This is a genomic window from Mesorhizobium subarcticum (genome assembly GCF_055456085.1).
In genome coordinates, this window is the sequence record NZ_CM144237.1 from 4267118 (window position 1) to 4286035 (window position 18918).

15 protein-coding genes are annotated in these 18918 nt (G+C 62.6%); 14 read left to right on the top strand and 1 reads right to left on the bottom strand.

Annotated elements, in window-relative coordinates:
* Positions 1-21: 21 nt before the first annotated feature.
* The 12 genes from argS to ACZYHG_RS20860 all read left to right on the top strand — a co-directional run bounded on the left by argS (position 22) and on the right by ACZYHG_RS20860 (position 14645).
* Positions 22-1779, top strand: a complete 1758-nt coding sequence (gene argS, locus ACZYHG_RS20805; protein WP_464610169.1) for an arginine--tRNA ligase — start codon at positions 22-24, stop codon at positions 1777-1779.
* Between the two features lie 103 nt (positions 1780-1882).
* Entirely contained in the window at positions 1883-5299 is a 3417-nt protein-coding gene (locus tag ACZYHG_RS20810; protein ID WP_464610170.1) for an SPOR domain-containing protein, read from the top strand.
* A 167-nt stretch (positions 5300-5466) separates the two neighbouring features.
* Positions 5467-6486 (top strand): beta-N-acetylhexosaminidase, encoded by a 1020-nt coding sequence (gene nagZ / locus ACZYHG_RS20815; protein WP_464610171.1) that lies wholly within the window; start codon positions 5467-5469, stop codon positions 6484-6486.
* A gap of 62 nt (positions 6487-6548) precedes the next feature.
* Positions 6549-7349 carry a segregation and condensation protein A gene (locus ACZYHG_RS20820; RefSeq protein WP_015317531.1) on the top strand — a complete coding sequence of 267 codons (801 nt, stop codon included), beginning with the start codon at positions 6549-6551 and terminating at the stop codon, positions 7347-7349.
* Positions 7346-8110 (top strand): SMC-Scp complex subunit ScpB, encoded by a 765-nt coding sequence (gene scpB / locus ACZYHG_RS20825; RefSeq protein ID WP_464610172.1) that lies wholly within the window; start codon positions 7346-7348, stop codon positions 8108-8110. Before ACZYHG_RS20820 ends, scpB begins: the two co-directional genes overlap by 4 nt.
* Before the next feature lie 182 nt (positions 8111-8292).
* Complete coding sequence (locus tag ACZYHG_RS20830; RefSeq protein ID WP_013895102.1) at positions 8293-8514, top strand: twin-arginine translocase TatA/TatE family subunit; 222 nt, start codon at positions 8293-8295, stop codon at positions 8512-8514.
* 31 nt (positions 8515-8545) lie between these two features.
* Positions 8546-9322 (top strand): Sec-independent protein translocase protein TatB, encoded by a 777-nt coding sequence (tatB, locus tag ACZYHG_RS20835; protein WP_464610173.1) that lies wholly within the window; start codon positions 8546-8548, stop codon positions 9320-9322.
* Positions 9319-10194: a twin-arginine translocase subunit TatC gene (gene tatC, locus ACZYHG_RS20840; protein ID WP_464610174.1), complete on the top strand. Its 876-nt coding sequence runs from the start codon at positions 9319-9321 to the stop codon at positions 10192-10194. The genes tatB and tatC overlap by 4 nt, the downstream gene beginning before the upstream one ends.
* A 103-nt stretch (positions 10195-10297) precedes the next feature.
* On the top strand, positions 10298-11602 hold the full coding sequence (serS, locus tag ACZYHG_RS20845; protein WP_464610175.1) for a serine--tRNA ligase: 1305 nt from the start codon (positions 10298-10300) through the stop codon (positions 11600-11602).
* On the top strand, positions 11602-12360 hold the full coding sequence (surE, locus tag ACZYHG_RS20850) for a 5'/3'-nucleotidase SurE (protein WP_464610176.1): 759 nt from the start codon (positions 11602-11604) through the stop codon (positions 12358-12360). The genes serS and surE overlap by 1 nt, the downstream gene beginning before the upstream one ends.
* Positions 12357-13010, top strand: coding sequence for a protein-L-isoaspartate(D-aspartate) O-methyltransferase (locus ACZYHG_RS20855; protein ID WP_464610177.1), 654 nt, complete (start codon positions 12357-12359; stop codon positions 13008-13010). Before surE ends, ACZYHG_RS20855 begins: the two co-directional genes overlap by 4 nt.
* Before the next feature lie 117 nt (positions 13011-13127).
* Positions 13128-14645, top strand: a complete 1518-nt coding sequence (locus ACZYHG_RS20860) for a peptidoglycan DD-metalloendopeptidase family protein (protein WP_464610178.1) — start codon at positions 13128-13130, stop codon at positions 14643-14645.
* Between the two features lie 172 nt (positions 14646-14817).
* Here ACZYHG_RS20860 and ACZYHG_RS20865 read toward each other — a convergent pair whose 3' ends face one another.
* Positions 14818-15708, bottom strand: a complete 891-nt coding sequence (locus tag ACZYHG_RS20865; protein ID WP_464610179.1) for an ATP-binding protein — start codon at positions 15706-15708, stop codon at positions 14818-14820.
* Between the two features lie 271 nt (positions 15709-15979).
* On the opposite strand from ACZYHG_RS20865, the gene yajC reads away from it, so the two are divergent.
* Positions 15980-16291, top strand: a complete 312-nt coding sequence (yajC, locus tag ACZYHG_RS20870; protein WP_027029287.1) for a preprotein translocase subunit YajC — start codon at positions 15980-15982, stop codon at positions 16289-16291.
* Between the two features lie 51 nt (positions 16292-16342).
* The gene (gene secDF, locus ACZYHG_RS20875) at positions 16343-18892 is read left to right on the top strand and encodes a protein translocase subunit SecDF (RefSeq protein ID WP_464610180.1); all 2550 of its coding nucleotides are present in this window, start codon (positions 16343-16345) and stop codon (positions 18890-18892) included.
* Positions 18893-18918 lie beyond the last annotated feature (26 nt).

An 18918-nucleotide genomic window follows, 5' to 3' on the forward strand; every position in this document is an offset into this window, starting at 1 on the left:
AAAGCCGCCAGAGCAATACCCATGAACATCTTCGCCGATTTCACCGCGCGAGTCATAAAGGCTGTCGAAGCGCTTGATCTGAAAGACAAGGACGGCGTTTCGCCCGATCTGTCGCGTATTGCCGTCGAACCGCCGCGCGACGCCAGCCATGGCGATCTCGCGACCAACGCGGCGATGGTGCTGGCCAAGCCCACCGGGCAGAACCCGCGCGCGCTGGCCGAAAGGCTGGCGCTGGCGCTGCGGGATGACGAAGATGTCGCTGGTGCCGACGTCGCCGGTCCCGGCTTCGTCAATCTCAGGCTCAAGGACGGCTTCTGGCACGCCCATCTGTCGGCTCTTCTGGGCGAAGGGCGCAATTATGGCCGCTCGACTGTTGGCGCCGGCAGGAAAACCAATGTCGAATATGTTTCGGCCAACCCGACGGGGCCGATGCATGTCGGCCATTGCCGGGGTGCCGTGGTTGGCGATGCACTCGCCAATCTGATGGCGTTTGCCGGCTACGACGTGACCAAGGAATACGTGATCAACGACGCCGGCTCGCAGATTGATGTGCTCGGGCGCTCGGCCTTTCTGCGCTACCGCGAAGCGCTGGGCGACGACATTGGCGAAATACCGGCCGGTCTCTATCCGGGCGATTACCTGATGCCGGTCGGCCAGGCGCTGGTCGCGGAATTTGGCCGCAAATTGCTGCAAATGCCCGATGACGAGGCGATGGCCATCGTCAAGGACCGGACCATCGACGCGATGATGGCGATGATCCGCGAGGATCTGGCGCTGCTCAACGTGCACCACGACGTGTTCTTCTCCGAGCGCACGTTGCATGCCGACAATGCCAGGAAGATCCGCTCGGCGATCAACGATCTGACGCTCAAGGGCCATATCTACAAGGGCAAGCTGCCGCCGCCCAAGGGTGAGAAGCCGGACGATTGGGAAGACCGCGAGCAGACGCTGTTCCGCTCGACCGCGGTCGGCGACGACATGGACCGGGCGCTGGTCAAGTCCGATGGTGCCTTCACCTATTTTGCGGCCGACGTGGCGTATCTGAAGGATAAGGTGGATCGCGGCTTCGTCGACCTGATCTATGTGCTTGGCGCCGACCATGGCGGCTACGTCAAACGGCTGGAAGCGCTGGCGCGGGCAATTGCCGGCGACGAGGTCAAGCTCACCGTCCTGTTGTGCAATCTGGTTAAGCTGTTTCGCGATGGCGAGCCGGTCCGCATGTCGAAGCGGTCCGGTGATTTCGTCACGTTGCGCGAAGTGGTGGAGGAGGTGGGTCGCGACGCGATCCGCTTCATGATGCTCTATCGCAAGAGCGATGCGCCACTGGACTTCGACTTTGCCAAGGTGACCGAGCAGTCCAAGGACAATCCGGTGTTTTATGTGCAGTACGCCTCGGCGCGCTGCCATTCGGTGTTTCGGCAGGCGAGCGAGCAGCTGGGCGAGGCAAATTTCGATCGCAGCAGCCTGGCGGCCGCGGTGGATTTGCTGACTGACGAAGGCGAGCTTGGCCTGATCCGCAAACTCGCCGAATATCCACGCCTAATCGAGTCCGCCGCTCTTGCGCTGGAGCCGCATAGGCTGGCATTTTACCTCTATGATCTGGCTTCCAGTCTCCACGGACACTGGAACCGTGGCACGGAAAATCCGGACTTACGTTTTGTTAAGGTTAACGATCGTAAATTGACGCATGCCAGACTAGGGCTGGTGCAGGCTGTTTCGGACGTTCTCACGTCCGGCCTGACGCTGATCGGAGCCGCTGCGCCCACCGAAATGCGTTAGGTTTGACTAAAAAACCTGTCACCTTTTGCCCACATTGCGCTGGTATGGGCCAACCCTGCGCGACGTCCATGGCGTCCGAATGAGTGCGAGTTCGGGAACAATAATGGCAGACAGAACCCAGCTGAGAATAGCCGACAACAACGACATCGCCGCCGATGATCCGTTTGCGGAACTGACCAGGATCATGGGCTTCGACCCACGCCAGCCGGTCAAGCCGCAGTTGCCCGCTCAGCCGAAAGCCGATCAGTTGGCACAAGAGGGCGATTTCGACATCGACCTCGAAAAGGAAATGATGGGCGAGTTCGACGCTGGTGACAGCGCCGCCGCTCCGCTTGTCGAGGCTGATGAGCCGGCATTCGAAGCGGCCGCCACCGCATCGGACGATGATTTTGCCGTGTCGCTCGACGACGATTTTCATCATCTGGACTTCACGGGTGCCGACGGCCATGCGGCCGACGCCCGCCATGCGAGCCCTGATGCGGTAGAAACCGCGCCAGTTGTCGAACCTGCCTTCGACGTCGATTTCGACAATGCCGTCGCCAGTTCGCTCGAAGACGTGTCGCCCTTCGAAGACGATCTGCCGATGGAGGACGAGCTTGCCGCGTCGCTCGACCACGATTTCCATATCGAGGTCGAGGCCGAAGAGCCCCAGCAGGCTGGCGCCGAAGTGCCGGTGGCTGCCGCCTCGGATCATGAATTCGACGACGCGGTCGCGATTTCGCTCGAAGACGAGCTGATGCTTGACGACCATTCACTTGACCACCACTCAGCGGATCAGCGCCATGCGGCGGCGACCGCGGTCGACTATCCGGAGCCGGCGCCGGCCGCCACGAATGAGGCTCAGGCAATTTCCGACGAGGATTTCGCGGGTCACTTCGACGACGCCCTGGCGGATGTCGATATGGATTTCGACGTTCAGGCGGACGAGCCGGTGGCTTTTGACGGGGCGCAAATGCACGAAGTGCTCGCCGATGCCGTGGACGCGAAGGCCGCGATTTCAGACCCTGAAGCCGTGTTGGATGATGCCTTCGATCTGCACCTCGACGACGCGTTCGCCGAAGAGCCGGTCGCCGAAATTGCCGCCGCCGAGGTCCAGCCGGTGGCACCAGAGGCTCCGGCAGCATTCATGGCCGAGCCGGTGCGGGCGCCCGTGGCCAACGAGCGGAGCCTCGAGGACGAGTTGAATGCGCTTCTGGGCGCCATGACCGCGCGCACGCTGCCGTCGGCCAAGGAGCCTGCCGTTGCTCAGCCAGCCATGGTTCAACCCGTTGTGGCTCAGCCGGCTGCTGCTCCTGTCCAGGCGCCTGTCGCCGTGCCTGCAAGGGCTGCCGAGGAACCTGCCGATCTTGTTGGCGATCTCGACTGGGATCTCGATGAGCATGCGCCCGGGGATCTGCATGCCTCCAGCACCGCTCACACAGATGTCGATCTCGACAATCTGCTGCTTGATGAGCTCCAGGGCCATGATCTTAGCGCCGATACCGCTGATGTCGATTTCGACAATGACGCATTCGATGCGGCCTTGGCCAGGAGCCTCGATCCGCGCGACGCGGCAGCCTCCCGGCAGGACCAGGCTGATTCTCTAGATTGGCTGGCGGAACGCTCCGCGCCGACGGAGCCGACCCGTTCGTGGAGCCGCGTGACGCCGGTTCCCCAGCAGCCGGCATTTGCCGCGCAGCCGGCCTCTTCGATGGCGGCCAGGACCGTCGAGCCGGCAATGGCTCCAGCGGTCGCCTCGGCAGTCGCTGTGGTGCCGCCCTACCGTGCGCCCGAGCCGGTTGCGGCCGTCCCCTATGCAGCCCCCGTATCCGCACCGCAGCCGCGACAGTCCTCGCGCTACGAAGAGGTGCCCGATGTCGAGACGGTCGATGTGCCGGAGCGTGTCGTGGCGCTGGCGGACGATCTCGACATTCCCGAACTGCATTTCGAGGAAGATGAGCCAGCCGCATCAGGCTATGACGATCTCGACGCCGAATTCGCCAGCCTGCTGACGGAGATGAATTCGGTGGAAGTCGCGCCTGCTGCTCCCGCGAGCAATGCTGCTTATGCCGACGACTTCTACAATGCCGGATTCATTCCGGGATATGACAGGGTCAATCCGGGATATGACGCGGTCAATCCGGGCTATGAGACACAGGCATATGAAGCGCCCAAACCGGGTTATGACGGGGTCAAACCGGCCTATCAGCCGGAAGCGCGGACCTATGCGGCACGGCCGGCGGAAATGCCTGCCCGTGCTGCTGCGAACACGGGCTATGCCGATGCCTCCGACGGCTTCGATCTCGATAATCTGCCCGGCAGCCAGCCGGTTTCGCAGGCGGATGACTTCACTGTCGACGAGCTCGACTATGATCCCGAACTGGACGAGGCAATGTCCGTTCCGGGGCTCGGCGAACGCGAGGCGGCCAAGCCCGCGCGACGGCGTGATCTTTTGATGGCCGGGATTGTTGGCGCTGTCGTTGTTGCCGGTGGCCTCGGTGCCTTCGCCCTGTCCTTCGGCGGCAAGCACGGCAGCGAAGCTCCTGTCATCGTCAAGGCCGACAATTCGCCGATCAAGGTCAAGCCGGAAAATCCGGGCGGCACGGTGGTGCCGAACCAGGACAACAAGGTCTACGACGCGGTGATCAAGGGCGCCAAGCCCGCCGAGCCGGTTCAGCAAAAGCTGGTCACCAGCAGCGAACAGCCGGTGGATGTGCAGGCAAAGGACCCGGCCCGTGCCATCGATCTTTCCGCTGACCAGAGCGCTGCCGCAGGCGGAACGGATGACGGCAATGCCGTGTCGACCGCTGGCGTCGCGCCCGCCGACAATGCAGCACCCGCGCCGAAATCCGAGGATCGCATTGCGCAGGTCCTTCAGGACACCGATAAAGGTAACGGCACTGATGTCGTCGCCGTTGCGCCGCGCAAGGTGAGGACCATGGTGGTCAAGTCGGACGGTTCGCTGGTGCCACGCGAGGATCCGGCACCTGCCGCCCCGCAAGCGGCCGCCACCGAGCCGACCGATCCGGCACCGCAGCATGTCGCTCCGTCGGCGCAGGCCGATGCCGACCAGACCGGCACGGTACCGACCGCTGCCGTCCAGGCGGATGACGAGCCGGCCCTAAAGCCGGCGGCCAAACCCGCTGCCGCGCCCAAAGCCACCGCCAAGGCACAATCCGCCAACACGCCGGCCAAGGTTGCGGTCGCGCCGCAGCGTCCGTCAGACCAGCCGGTCGACGTCGTCGGCGAGGTCAAGCCCGATCAGGTCGCTTCCATCGATCCGGCCGCCGCCGGTGGCGGTTCGTGGTCGATGCAGGTTGCGTCGCAGCCGACGATCGAAAGCGCCCAGTCGAGCTACCAGGATCTGCAGCGCCGCTATGGCAGCGTGCTTGCTGGCCGCACCGCTAACATCGTCAAGGCCGAGATCGCCGGCAAGGGCACGTTCTATCGCGTCCGCGTCGTGGCCCAGTCGCGCAACGATGCCATCAATCTGTGCACCAGCTACAAGGCTGCCGGCGGTAACTGCTTCGTCTCGCGCTAGACGCGGTTCAACCAATCAAGCCGGCGTGGTCCTGGACCGCGCCGGCTTTTTCATGTGCCCAGCGTTTTTCATGTGCCTGAAGTTTTTCATGTGGAAGCAATTCTGGCACTGGACAGTCTGGGTCCGAGACGATTCCCTTTGATCGCGCGAAGCTCTAGACTCCAAGTATGACCGAATCAAAATCCATGATCCTAGGCTGTGCCGGGAAATCGCTCACCCGCGAGGAAATCAATTTCTATCGCAATGAATGCCCGTGGGCGTTCATCCTGTTTGCCCGCAACATCAGCGAGACCGAGCAGATCCGGGACCTAGTGGCAGAGATGCGTGATTGTATCGGGCGTCCGGACGCTCTCGTCTTCATCGACCAGGAAGGCGGCAGGGTACAACGCCTGCGGCCGCCCTTGGCGCCAAACTATCCGGCGGGCGGGGCGCTTGGCGCGCTGTGGCGCGACGATCATGACGCCGGCGCCCGTGCCGCATGGCTGATGGCGCGGCTGCACGCCTTCGACCTCTTGCGCTATGGCATCACGGCGGATTGCCTGCCGGTGCTCGACGTGCCGATCGAAGGTGCCAGCGACGTCATCGGCGCGCGCGCCTATGGCAAGGAGCCGAGACCGGTGATCGAACTCGGCCGGGCGGCGGCCGAGGGCCTGATGGCGGGTGGTGTGCTGCCTGTGATGAAGCACATTCCCGGCCATGGCAGGGCTTTTGCCGACACGCATTTCGAGCTGCCGGTGGTCAACGCCTCGCTGAGCGATCTGCAGCGGCATGATTTTGCCCCGTTCCGCGAGCTCAACCATCTGCCGATGGCAATGACGGCGCATGTCGTCTATAGCGCCATCGACCCCAACAATCCGGCGACCACCTCTGGGAAGGTCATCGATGAGATCATCCGTCGCGAGATCGGGTTCGATGGGCTGCTGATGAGCGACGACACCTCGATGAAGGCACTTTCTGGGGATTTCCCGACAAAGGCGGCCTCGATCCTTGCGGCGGGCTGCGATCTGGTCCTTCACTGCAATGGCGTTTTCGAGGAGATGGCGGGCATTGCGTCGCACACCAAGGGGCTTGAAGGCAAGTCACTGGAGCGCGCAAAGCGGGCACTGACCTATATAAAGAAACATGATGCGGTTGAAGAAACCGAGATACGCGCTGAATTTGCCACCTATTTCGATGCGGTGGCCTAACCAGAGGAAGTAACAGGGCCGTGGCGGAAACATTGGAAAGCAAGGCCGCGAAGGCCGCACCGATGGACCGTCTGTGGGCCGAGAATGACGATTCACGCGTCACCGGCGATCCGTCGCTGGTCGTCGACGTGGCCGGCTTCGAAGGCCCGCTCGATCTTCTCTTGCATCTTGCCCGCACCCAGAAGGTCGATCTGGCGCGCATTTCGATCCTGGCGCTGGTCGAGCAGTATTTGACCTTTGTCGAGACGGCGAGGGCGCTCAGGCTCGAACTCGCCGCCGACTATCTGGTGATGGCGGCGTGGCTGGCCTTCCTGAAGTCGAAGCTCCTGATCCCCAAGCAGCCGGGCGAAGAGGGCGAAAGCGGCGAGGAACTGGCGGCGGTGCTGCAGTTCCGGCTGAAGCGGCTGGAGGCCATGCGCGATGCGTCGGCGCGGCTGGTCAACCGCAACCGGCTCGGCCGCGACGTCTTCGCGCGTGGCATGCCCGAAATGGTCATCATCGAGAAGCGCAACGCCTATTCGGCGTCGCTCTATGATTTGCTGACCGCCTATGCCCAGCAGCGGCAGAAGCAGGCGATCAACAATGTGACGATCGCCAGGCGCGGTGTCTGGTCGCTCAAGGACGCGCGCGACATCCTGACCCGGCTGGTTGGGGCCGTAAGCGACTGGACGACGCTGGAAAGTTTCCTGATCGTCTACATGACCAGTCCCGAGGAGAGGCGCACGGCTATCGCCAGTTCCTTCGCGGCAACGTTGGAACTGGTGCGCGACGGCACGATGGACGTGCGGCAGGATCAGACGTTTGCGCCGATCTATCTGCGCGGCCGCACGCAGGCAATCAAGGCAGTCGAGGTGGCATCATGAGCGAACGCGCCAACGCGTCCGTGATCCCGTTCAAGGTCGAGGACGAGCCGGATCAGGAGCTGTTTTCCGAGGAGCCGGCCGAGCAGGTGCAGAACCCTGGTGAGCGGCTGCACATGGCCGAAGCCGTGCGCATGGCCGAGGCGATCGTGTTCGCCAGTACTGAGCCCGTGAGCGAAAAGCAGCTTGCGGCGCGCCTTCCCGACGGCATCAACATCGCGGCGGCGATGGCTGATTTGCAGCAGATCTATGCGCGGCGCGGCGTCAATCTTGTGCGGGTCGGCGATGCCTGGGCGTTCCGCACCGCTGGTGATCTTGCCTTCCTGATGAGCCGCGACACGGTGCAGCAGCGCAAGCTGTCGCGGGCAGCGCTGGAAGTGCTGGCGATCATCGCCTATCACCAGCCGGTGACGCGCGCAGAGATCGAGGACATCAGAGGTGTCGAGACCTCGAAGGGCACGCTGGACACGCTGCTTGAGACCGAATGGGTGCGCATGCGCGGCCGCCGCAAAACGCCCGGCCGTCCGGTTACCTATGGCACCACCGAAACCTTCCTCGACCATTTTGCGCTCGAGGAAATCCGTGATCTTCCCGGCATGGAGGAGCTGAAGGGCGCCGGCCTGCTATCGGGCCGCATGCCGTCGAACTTCTCCATTCCGCAGCCGCCGGCCGACCCGGATGCATTGACCGAGGACGAAGATCCGCTGACCGACATCGATCTTGAGGAACTTGGCCTGCTGACGCCGCGCGTCACGGAAGATTGACCCGTCGGCCTCTGTCCAAGAGCGCCGATAGGTCGTAGATGCGCCGATTGGTAGCGGGCCAGCGAGTTCGAAAAAGCGTGACATCCGTCACCCTTTCAGAAACTCTGTCGCTGTTGTGTTTGAATCCCAACGCGAAAACGCATAGATCATCGCCAGGGAAAACATTCGAGAGAGATTTTGCTATGGGTTCATTTTCGATTTGGCACTGGATGATCGTGCTGGTGATCGTGCTGCTGGTGTTCGGCCGCGGCAAGATTCCGGAGCTGATGGGCGACATGGCCAAGGGCATCAAGAGCTTCAAGAAGGGCATGGCGGACGACGACGTCGCCGAGGACAAGCGCACCGTCGAACACCGTGCCGACGAGACCGTTTCGGCCGTGAAGGAAAAAGCCAGCAAGAGCTGAGCTAAAAAAGTTCTAGTCGGAACAGATTGCCATGTTTGAAGTCGGCTGGACCGAAATGCTGGTGATTGCGATCGTCATGATCGTGGTCGTCGGGCCGAAGGATTTGCCCAATATGCTGCGCACCTTCGGTCGCACGACGGCGAAGCTGCGCGCCATGGCGGCCGATTTCCAGAAACAGTTCAATGAAGCGTTGAAGGAAGCCGAGCTCGACGACGTCAAGAAGTCGGTCGATGAGCTCAGGGGTCTCAGCCCGGTTGCCGAGATCAAGAAGCAGCTTGATCCGTTCCAGCAGGCGGCAGCCGATGTGCGTGCCGGTGTGGATGCTGCGATGAAGCCGAAGCCGGCCGCCGATCCGTCAACGCCCGCTGCGTCGACCCCACAGGCGGCCGAGCCGCTGAAGAACGGCGCGACGGAAATGCCTGGCGTCAGCGGGCCGCAAACCGCGCCCGCAACGCCGATTTTCCCGGCGATGACCGATGAATCGGTGGTGATGGCATCCAAGGAACCTGCCGTGGCGCCAAAGGCCGCCAAGAAGGGTGCCAAGACGGCTCCGGCGGCAAAGGCACTGCCCAAGGCTGCGACTTCCGCGAAGATCGTGACGGCAAAAGCCGCGCCCGTGGTGACGGCAAAGGCCGCACCCGCGCCCAAGGCATCGACAAAGGTCCTGGCAGCAGCAAAGCCTGAACCAGCCGCTGTGACGAAGCCTGCGGCCAAGACAGCGGCTACAAAGGCCGTGGCGAAAGCCGAACCGAAACCCGCGCCAGTGAAGAAGCCGGCGTCCAAGAAGACGGCGGGAGCCGCCAAGTGAGCGTTTCGGACAAGGACAAGGACGAGATCGAAAAATCGTCCGCTCCGCTGATGGAGCATCTGATCGAGCTGCGCCGGCGGTTGATCTGGTCGCTGGGAGGCTTCTTCGTTGCCTTCCTGGTCTGCTTCTTCTTCGCCAAGCGGCTGTTCAACCTTCTGGTCGTTCCGTTCAAATGGGCGACGAAATGGGCGGGGCTCGATCCGCACAAGGTCGAGCTGATCTACACCGCGCCGCAGGAATTCTTCTTTACGCAGGTCAAGCTCGCCATGTTCGGCGGTATGGTCATCGCCTTTCCGCTGATCGCGACGCAGATCTACAAGTTTATCGCGCCGGGCCTCTACAAGAACGAGCGCAACGCTTTCCTGCCATTCCTGATTGCGTCGCCGGTCCTGTTCCTGATGGGCGCCTCGCTGGTCTATTTCTTCTTCACGCCGATGGTGATGTGGTTCTTCCTCGCCATGCAGCAGGTCGGCACCGACGATCAGGTGCAGATTTCGCTGCTGCCGAAGGTGTCCGAGTATCTCAGCCTGATCATGACGCTGATCTTCTCCTTCGGCCTGGTGTTCCAGCTGCCGGTGGTGACCAGCCTGATGACGCGTGTCGGCATGCTGTCGTCCAAGGCGCTGGCGGAAAAACGCAAATGGGCGATCGTCATTGCCTTCATCGTTGCCGCGGTGCTGACGCCGCCGGATCCGATGAGCCAGATCGGTCTGGCCATTCCAACCATCCTTCTCTACGAGGTCTCGATCTGGGCCGCGCGGTGGATCGAGCGGGATCAGGAAAAACAGCGGGTGGCGCGCGAGAAGGAAGAAGCCGGGGAGACCGTGGCGGATAAAACGCCGGACGAGCCTCCACCGCCGGCTGCTTCGTAAGGCAACGGGCAGCTACGGAAAAAGACAGTCGCTGCCCAGCCTATCTTGCATCAATCAAGGATGCGGTTTACGCCCTCTGGCCTAGCTTGAGGACGGATAAACCATGCTTGACATCAAATGGATTCGCGACAACCCGAAGGCCCTTGTCGAGGCGCTGGTCAAGCGCTCGTGGTCGGCTGACGAGGCGCAGTCCACGGTCGATGATTTGATCGCCAGGGACGAGGCGCGGCGCGAACATGTCACCGAGCTGCAGACCAAGCAGGAGCGCCGCAACGCCGCCTCGAAGGAGATCGGCAACGCCATGCGTTCTGGTGATGCCGCCCTTGCCGAAAAGCTGAAAGGCGAAGTCGGCGAGATAAAAACCTTCATCCAGAATGGCGAGGCGCGTGAGCGCGAGCTCGACAAGGCGCTGAACGATGCGCTGGCGGTGCTGCCCAACGTGCCACTCGAGGATGTGCCGGTCGGCAAGGACGAGCACGACAATGTGGTCAAACACATTGTCGGCAAGGTGCCGACGCGGCCGAACTGGGTGAAGGAGCATTTCGAGATCGGCGAAGCGCTCGGCATGATGGATTTCGAGCGGGCGGCAAAGCTGTCAGGCGCGCGCTTCACCGTGCTGCGAAGCGGTCTGGCGCGGATGGAACGCGCGATCGGCCAGTTCATGCTCGACCTGCACACGACCGAGCACGGCTATGAGGAAGTGATCCCGCCGCTGATGGTGCGCGACGAAGTGTTGTTCGGCACCAACCAGCTGCCGAAATTCGAGGACGACCTGTTCTTTGTGCAGCACGGGGAGGGTAGGCTTGGCCTGATCCCGACCGCTGAAGTGCCTCTCACCAATCTCGTGCGCGAGGAGATCACGGCGCATGAGAAACTGCCGCTGCGCTTTACCGCGCTGACGCCGTGCTTCCGCTCTGAAGCCGGCTCGGCCGGCCGCGACACGCGCGGCATGCTGCGCCAGCATCAGTTCTACAAGGTCGAGCTGGTGTCGATCACCGACCAGGAGTCCTCGCTAGCCGAGCATGAGCGGATGACGCAATGCGCCGAGGAAGTGCTGAAGCGGCTGGAACTGCCGTTCCGCACCATGGTGCTGTGCACCGGCGACATGGGTTTTGGCGCGCGCAAGACCTACGACATCGAGGTTTGGCTGCCAGGCCAGAACGCCTATCGCGAGATTTCGTCCTGCTCGGTCTGCGGCGATTTCCAGGCGCGTCGCATGGACGCCCGCTACAAGGACAGGGATGGCAAGGGCAACCGCTTCGTCCATACGCTCAACGGTTCGGGCACCGCTGTCGGGCGCGCACTCATAGCTGTCATCGAAAACTACCAGAATGAGGATGGCAGCGTAACCATTCCTGAAGTGCTGCGGCCTTACATGGGCGGTCTGGAAAAGATCGAAGCGAAATAATGCGCATTCTTCTGACCAATGACGACGGCATTCATGCCGAGGGCCTAGCGTCGCTCGAACGCGTCGCCCGCACGCTGTCCGACGATGTCTGGGTGGTGGCGCCGGAGCAGGACCAGTCCGGCTATGCGCATTCGCTGTCGATCTCCGAGCCGCTGCGGCTGCGCAAGATCGGCGAGAAACATTTTGCCGTGCGCGGCACGCCGACCGATTGCGTTATCATGGGCGTGAAGAAGATTCTGCCTGGCGCGCCCGACCTGATCCTGTCCGGCATCAATTCCGGCGCCAACATCGCCGATGATGTGACCTATTCCGGCACCGTCGCCGGCGCCATGGAAGGCGCGCTGCTCGGCATCCGTTCGATCGCGCTCAGCCAGGGCTACTCTTACGTCGGCGAGGATCGCGTTGTTCCCTATGAGACCACCGAAGCGCTGGCGCCGGGACTGCTGAAGAAGCTTGTCGCCGCGCCGCTGCCGGACGGCGTGCTGCTCAACGTCAATTTTCCGAACTGCCTTGCCGAAGAGGTCGCCGGCACGGTGGTCACCTCGCAAGGCAAGCTCGTGCACAGCCTTTGGGTCGACGAGCGCCGTGACGGACGCGGCCTGCCTTACTACTGGCTGCGCTTCGGCCGCGAGCCGGTCGAAGGCAAGCAAGGCACCGATCTCTATGCGCTGCGCAACCGTCTGGTGTCGGTGACGCCGTTGCAGCTCGACCTCACCGCCCATGAGATCCGTGACCAGCTGAGCAAGGCGCTTGCATGAACCACCCAGTCGATGATCGCGAGGGATTTGCCGCTTTCCTTTTGCGCCTGCGCGGCAGGGGAACCGTGCCGAAAGCGCTGATCGCGGCTTTCGAGGCGACACCACGGCGCGGCTTCCTGGCGCCCCACTTCCACCAGATCGCCTGGTCGGATCGCATGCTGCCGATCGAATGTGGCGAGGCGATCGAAGGTGCCGACATGCAAGCGGCGGTGATCGCCGCCCTTGCCATCGAGCCCGGCAATCGCGTGCTCGAGATCGGCACCGGCTCGGGTTACACGGCCGCGGTGATGTCGCGGCTCGCCGCGCGCATCGTTACCATAGACCGCTACAAGACCTTGACCGAGCAGGCGAAACACCGCTTCGAAGCGCTCGGTATCGGCAACGCCATCGCGCGCCAGGCCGACGGTTCCGGCGGACTGCCTGCCGAAGGACCGTTCGATCGCATCGTCGCCTGGGCGGCCTTCGACAGCCTGCCACGCTTCCTGCTCGATCAACTGTCGAGCGGCGGCATCGTCATCGCGCCGATCGGACCGGAGGAGGGCGAGCAGGTGCTGGCCAAGTTGACCAAGGTCGGCAGCCGTTTCGAGCGTGAGGACATCGGCATGGTCCGGCTGCAGCCGATTCTGCACAGCGTCGCGGCAGTCATCTAGGCCGGCCCTCTAATATTTTAAGAAAATTTGCGTCGGATTCTAATGGGTTAACCGCCCAGTAACATTAACGCGCTTTAATCCTGTCTCAGTTGGTGAGAGTTTGTGCGGGTTAGTGCGATGCAACTCAGTGTTTTGAAGACAAACAGTCGCAATCTGGCGCGGGGCTGCGCTGTTCTCATGATTGCAGGCGCGGCCGCCGGGTGCAGTTCCCAGGCTTCGCGGTTCAACAGCGTCGATGATGTCTTCACGTCCTCGACCAACAATCAGCGCGCCATCATCAACAAGCAGGATGCCGTGCAGCCCTATCCGGGCGATGTCTCCGCTGCTCCGCTTGACGGCGCCCACACGCAGTCGGTGAGCCGCTCCAGCCTGGAGCCGGTTTCGAGCCGGCCGTTGCCGCCGCCAGTTTCAGCCCAGGCGCAATCCGCGGCCGCCAATCCGGTGCGCGTCGCGTCGGCGCCAGCCATGGTTCGGCCCGCTCCCCATCTCGACAGGACGGCAACCGGCACTGTCGAACCGGCCGCGAAGCCGTTCAAAAATGCCCAGCCCGACGCGCCGAAGATGGCCGAGGCGGGCAGGCCGCATGCGACCGAAATCGTCGTCAGGGACGGTGAAACGATCAATGGCATCGCGCAGCACTACAAGGTGCCGGCCGACGTCATCATGAAAGTGAACGGCCTGAGCGCAACCAAAGGGCTGAAGACCGGCCAGAAGCTGGTCATCCCTGCCTATGCCTATTCGAGCAAGGCAGAGCCCAAGGTTGCCGATGCCAAGCCGGCGAAGGATGGCAAGCACGACCTGCCGGCCACCGCGCCGGACAAGGTCGCCGTCCTGCCGCAGCAGCCGAAGCTCAAGGAGGGCAAGGCCGCCGCTCAGGTCGATGCGTCGGCCGCAGCAAGCCAGCCCAAGGAGCCCAAGCCCGTACAGGTGGCCAAGGCAACGGGTGCTGCCGGCACCTATACGGTCCAGTCGGGTGACACGATGTCCTCGATCGCCAGGAAGACCGGCGTCGGCGTCGTTGCGCTGAAGCAGGCCAACGGCATGAAGGATGGCTCGCTCAAGATCGGCCAGACCCTGAAAGTGCCGGCCGGCGGAACGGCGACAGTCGCCAGCGCCAAGCCGGCGAAGGTCGACCCGGTGACCACTGCCACTACGCAACCGGCCGCGAAGGCGACGCCTGCGGAGACGCTGGCATCGTACACGCCGCCGAAGAAAGATTCGAAGGTCATTCAGCAGGCCGAGGATGATGATGCGGTAGCGCCCGATGCAACGGGTATCGGCAAGATGCGCTGGCCGGTGCGTGGCCGGGTGATTTCGAGTTTCGGAGCTGGCAAGGACGGCGTCGACATCGCGGTGCCCACGGGCACGCCAGTCAAGGCGGCGGAGAATGGCGTCGTCATCTACGCCGGCGACGGGCTCAAGGAATTCGGCAACACGGTGCTGGTGCGCCACGAGAACGGCCTGGTCACCGTCTACGGCCACGCCAGCTCGATCGAGGTGCAGCGCGGCCAGAAGGTCAAGCGCGGCCAGGAAATCGCGCTGTCGGGCATGAGCGGCACGACAGACTCGCCGAAGCTGCACTTCGAAGTGCGCAAGAATTCGGCTCCGGTCGATCCCTCCGGCTATCTCGAATAGTCGGGGGCTATCTCGAATAGAATAAAAAAAGCGATTTGCGGGCCGTCTGACCTCCAGTCCGGCCCGTCGGCTCAGCCCGTTCCGCAAGGAGCGGGCTTTTTCAGTTCTTCACCGAAGTCTTTGTTCCCAAAGGCGTGGTCGCAAGACTGAGACCACGCCTTGGGGCAATGCATCAATCCTTCAGCGGCTTGCCGAGCCGGCCGGCCAGGTCCTGCGTGAACTGCCAGGCGACGCGGCCCGAACGGGCGCCACGTGTCGTCGCCCATTCCAGCGCCTCCGCGCGCAGCTGCTCGGGGTCGATGTCGAGGCCATGATGGCTGGCATAACCGTTGATCATCTCGAGATATTCGTCCTGCGAACATTTGTGGAAGCCAAGCCAAAGCCCGAAACGATCGGACAGAGAGACCTTTTCCTCGACCGCTTCCGATGGGTTGATGGCGGTCGAGCGCTCATTGTCGATCATGTCGCGGGGCAGCAGATGGCGGCGGTTCGAGGTGGCGTAGAAGATGACGTTGGCCGGGCGGCCTTCGACGCCGCCTTCGAGCGCTGCCTTCAGCGACTTGTAGGACGTGTCGTCATGATCGAAGGACAAATCATCGCAGAACAGGATGAAGCGGAAGGGGGCTGCCTTCAGCAAGCCCATCAGTTTCGGCAGCGTGTCGATGTCCTCGCGGTGGATCTCGATGAGCTTCAGCGGCAGGTCGGATTTGGCCTTTTGTGATTGGGCCTTGGCGTTGATCTCTGCATGCACGGCCTTGACCAGCGACGATTTGCCCATGCCACGCGCGCCCCATAGCAGCACGTTGTTGGCAGCAAAGCCGGCCGCGAAGCGCTCGGTGTTGTCGACGAGGATGTCGCGGACACGGTCGACGCCGCGGATCAGGCCGATGTCGACGCGGTTGACCTTGCGCACCGGCTCCAGATAGCCGGGATCGGCCTGCCAGGCGAAGCAGTCGGCCTCGGTGAGGTCGGTTGTGGGCACCGCCGGCGGGGCGAGGCGGCCGACCGCCTCGATCAGGCGGTCGAGTTTCTTGTTGAGGGCGTCGATGGTGCTGTCGGTCATTTCAGGTCTTTTGGTTCGTTTCCTGGGGTGGGCAAGTAGGACTCGGTCGAATCCGTCGGCTTCGAAACCGGTTCCAACCTTTTGTTCGAGCGTGATCTTTTCGGAAAACCGGCTCGCGCTTTTCGCGATGATGCTCTAACACGCCTCAACAGGCCGGAAAAGCAGCCGATTTGCCCGGCCGCGCAGTTGCATTGACAACTTTACCGACTATATTCCGGCCAAATTTCAAGGGGGCCGCTCGCGGCCGTTTTCAAGATTCAGGAGTACCTCAATGCCCGGCGCCTCTCCCGATATGTTCATCAGCATTTTGCCGTTTGTCCTGATTTTTGTGATCATGTATTTTCTGATCATCCGCCCGCAGCGCACGCAGCTGAAGAAGCGCGGTGAGATGCTGGCGGCGGTCCGTCGCGGCGACACGGTCGTCACCGGCGGTGGTTTCGTCGGCAAGGTGACCAAGGTGATCGACGACAACGAGCTCGAGATCGACCTCGGCGGTGGCACCAAGGTGACGGCATTGCGCTCGACGATCGCCGATGTGCGCGTCAAGGGCGAACCGGTGGCCAACCAGAACGCCAAGAAATAACCAAATTCCAGGCGGAGCGATCCGCGGACACGCTCTGACGGACGACGCCATATGCTGTATTTCTCGCGCTTCAAGATGATCCTGATCTGGGTGGCCGTGGCCATCACAGTGATCCTCGCCGCGCCCAACCTGTTCCCCGCCAGCGTGCTGGCCCAGTTGCCCAGTTGGGTGCCGAAGCGGCAGATGACGCTCGGCCTCGATCTGCAGGGCGGCTCGCACATCCTGCTCGAGATGAACCAGAACGATCTGATCAAGGATCGGCTGGAGACGACGCGCGACGAAATCCGCACGCTGCTACGTGACGCCAAGATCGGCTATACCGGCCTTGGCGGCACGGGCAGGACTTTGCAGGTCCGCATCACGGATCCGACGCAACTCGATGCCGCCAAGACGGCGTTGAAGACCTTGACCGATCCTGTTGCTGCCGGCCTGTTCACCGGCGGCTCGATCCAGGAAATGTCGCTGGACGAATCCGAGCCGGGCCTGCTCAAATTCACCGTCACCGATGCCGGTATCAAATACCGCACATCGACGGCTTTGGCGCAGTCGATCGAAGTGGTCGAGCGCCGCGTCAACGAACTCGGCACCACCGAGCCCATTGTGCAGCGGCAAGGCGACGACCGCATCCTTGTCCAGGTGCCTGGCCTGCAGGATCCGCAGCGGCTGAAGGAAATCCTCGGCCAGACGGCGAAGCTGACCTTCCAGATGGTCGACCAGTCGATGCCGGTGCAGGACGCGATGAAGGGGCGGCCGCCCGCCGGTTCGTCGGTGCTCTATTCCCAGGACGATCCGCCGGTTCCGTACCTGATCGAAAACCGTGTCATTGTTTCGGGCGAGAACCTCGTCGACGCGCAAGCAACGTACAATTCGCAGAACAACGAGCCGGTGGTTTCATTCCGCTTCGATTCGAAGGGGGCCGCGCGCTTTGGCCAGGCGACTTCGCAGAATGTCGGCAAGCTGTTCGCCATCATCCTCGACAACCAGGTGATTTCGGCGCCGCAGATCCGTGAACCGATCCTCGGCGGTACCGGCCAGATATCAGGCAATTTCACTGCCCAGAGCGCCAACGATCTCGCCGTGCTTTTGCGCGCCGGCGCGCTGCCGGCGACGCTGACGGTGATCGAGGAACGTACGGTGGGCCCGGGCCTTGGCCAGGATTCGATCCATGCCGGCAAGGTCGCGGGCATCATCGGCTCGGTTCTCGTCGTTGCCTTCATGTTCGTCGCCTACGGCTTCCTCGGCTTCCTCGCCAACATCGCGCTGGCGGTGCACGTGGCGATGATCGTCGGTGTGCTGTCCCTGCTTGGCGCGACGCTGACCTTGCCCGGCATCGCCGGTATCGTGCTGACCATCGGCATGGCGGTGGATTCCAACGTGCTGATCTACGAACGAATACGCGAGGAACGACGTGCCGGCCGCTCCGTGATCCAGGCGATCGACACCGGCTTCACCAAGGCGCTGGCGACCATCGTCGATTCCAACGTGACCTCGCTGATCGCCACCGTGGTGCTGTTCTATCTCGGCACCGGCCCGGTGAAGGGCTTTGCCATCACCTATGCCATCGGCATTCTGACTACGGTCTTCACCGCTTTCACCTTCACCCGTTTGCTGGTCTCGATCTGGCTGCGGCGCGCGCGTCCGAAGGAATTACCGCGCGCACCGGTGACGTTCGTTCCGCCTGGCACGAAAATTCCGTTCATGGGAATCCGGCGGTGGACGTTCGCGCTATCGAGCGGATTGTCCATTCTGTCCGTCGTCCTGTTCTTGAGCGTCGGCATCAACTACGGCATCGATTTCAAGGGCGGTTCGCTGATCGAGGTGCAGGCCAAGTCCGGTAATGCCGACCTTGGCAACATCCGTAACCGATTGACGGAACTCAACATCGGCGAAGTGCAGGTGCAGCAGTTCGGTGCACCTAACGACGTGTTGATCCGCGTCGGCACGCAAGACGCGGGTGAAAATGCCGAGCAGACCGTCATCGACAAGGTACGCGGCGAGTTGCAGGACCAGTATGATTTCCGCCGCGTCGAAGTGGTGGGACCGACGGTCTCCGGCGAACTGGCCAAGCAAGGCACTATCGCCATGATTGTCGCGCTGATCGGCATCCTGGTCTATGTCTGGTTCCGCTTCGAATGGCAGTTTGCGGTCGGCGCCATCGTGGCCACGGTGCACGATGTGGTCATGACGCTCGGTTTCTTTGTCATCACCGGGCTCGAATTCAACCAGTCATCGCTGGCGGCAATCCTGACCATCATCGGCTACTCGCTGAACGATACGATCGTCGTCTATGACCGCGTTCGAGAGGATTTGCGAAAATACAAGCGAATGCCGCTGCCGCAGCTGTTGAACAACGCCATCAACGAGACGCTGTCGAGAACGACGCTGACCTCCGTGACGACCAGCTTGGCGCTGTTGGCGCTTGTGCTGTTCGGCGGCGAGGTGATCCGCTCCTTCACGCTGGCGATGCTGTTCGGTGTTGTCTTCGGCACCTATTCGTCGATCTTCATCGCTGCCCCGCTGCTGATCCTGTTCAAGCTGCGGCCGCAGGCCACGGCCGGCGAGGAGAAGCCGGTCAGCGGCGGCAAGGCGGTCGCGACCTGACGCGCGGTCCCGAAGGGGTGACAATT